General features: G+C 42.7%; 1 protein-coding gene and 1 pseudogene. Both read right to left on the bottom strand.

Annotation, left to right across the window (positions count from 1 at the left end; genetic code table 11):
* Positions 1 to 339 (bottom strand): annotated as a pseudogene (locus PX484_RS21230) (AarF/ABC1/UbiB kinase family protein); the annotation flags it as partial.
* 242 nt (positions 340 to 581) lie between these two features.
* On the bottom strand, positions 582 to 1,558 hold a 977-nt coding region (gene crtH, locus PX484_RS21225), incomplete at its 5' end, for a carotenoid isomerase (RefSeq protein WP_288105401.1).

Here is a 1,558-nt window from a genome sequence, read left to right as displayed (position 1 = left end):
TGTTTCAATAACTCGGATCGCTTCTTGACTATTAAATTCGGGAACTCGATCCTGTAATTGGGTTAATTGTTCGATATATTCGAGCGGAATTAAATCTGCTCGCGTCGATAAAGATTGTCCAATTTTAATAAAAGTTGGTCCCAAATTAATGAGGCGATCAACTAACCATTTCGCTCTCCTTTGCCGTTTTTTGCCCCTATTAGCCCCCGTTAAACGATCCCAGAGCAAAAAAGTCAAAAACTGCATTGTAAAGCTAAATATCTCCAATTGACGAATAATTGGCGATCGTAAGCTTTGCTGCCAATGTAAAGATTTGGGGGAATCAAAAGGAGTAAGCATCAGTTATTAGTTATCAGTCTTCAGTCTTCAGTTATCAGTTATCAGTTATCAGTTATTAGTTATCAGTCTTCAGTCTTCAGCAAAACCGATCTACAGCGTTTCTCATCAAGGTGAAGTATAGATTAAACCTTGCCGAAGTAAAAATTCCAGTCGCGAAAATGCGCTTCATCCATCTGAGAAACGCTGTCAAGTATTCTCGAACCGTTTCCGAATTCGCCGGTAAAAAGCCTGATTTTCAGCTTTTAATCTTTGCGACTAGGTAAACCGAGATCTACCGCTAGACGATGACTGCAAGCAAAACCAGAAAAGGCCACCGCGTTTAATCCTTGACCGGGGAAGGTACTATCTCCTACACAATAGAGATTAGGAATAGCTGTGCGATTAAAGGGCATTCCTAACAAGCCTAACAGTTTTCTTCGCGGTATTGGGCCGTAACTGCCATCGATTCTATTCAAAAAGCGGCGATGGGTGCGGGCCGTGCCAATTTCGATATAATCTAATCCTGTATCTAGTTTAGGAAAGAGTTTTTTCAGGCGCTCGATGAGACGATTAGCAGCGGCCTCTTTTTTCTGTTGATATTCTTGGGGGGGCAGTTTTTGCCATTGATCAATCCAGCTAGGGGTGAAAGTATGAATGATATGATGGTCCGGGGGTGCGAGGGAGGGATCGAGTAAGGTAGGAATAGAAACAAAGATAGTTCCCTGTTCTGCTTCCATATTTTCCCAATCTTCTAGTAAAATATGGTGACATTCGCTTCCTGATGGTAATACATCGGCCTTAACTCCCAGATGCAAACTCAGGAAACTGGGGGATTTTTGATAGCGTTTTTGCCATTTTTTTTCGCTACCTGGGAGAGATTCCGGGGGGAGTAGTTTCTCGAAGGTATCCCAACGGGTGGCATTAGAAACAATCTTTTTCGCGTAATATTCCTTACCATTGGTCAATCTTACCCCGATCGCCCGTCCTGCATCTAAAATAATCTTATTCACTCTCGCTTGATACTGGATTTCACCACCGGCTTTTTCCAATCCTTCGACTAATTTCAGGGCAATCTGTCCCACTCCCCCTCGGGGATAGTTAATTCCGCCGTAATGGCGATCGCTAAAGACCATTCCCGCATTAATCATCGGAGTGCGATCGGCGGGTACTACCGACCAACAATAACATTCCATATCGATAAATTTCAATAATTTCGGGTCTTTAATATATTTTCTGGCCA

The organism is Microcystis sp. M49636_WE2, from assembly GCF_030065375.1.
GTDB classification, from domain to species: Bacteria; Cyanobacteriota; Cyanobacteriia; order Cyanobacteriales; family Microcystaceae; genus Microcystis; species Microcystis aeruginosa_C.
Note: the sequence above shows the minus strand (reverse complement) of the source record. Positions and strands in the feature narration are given on the sequence as shown.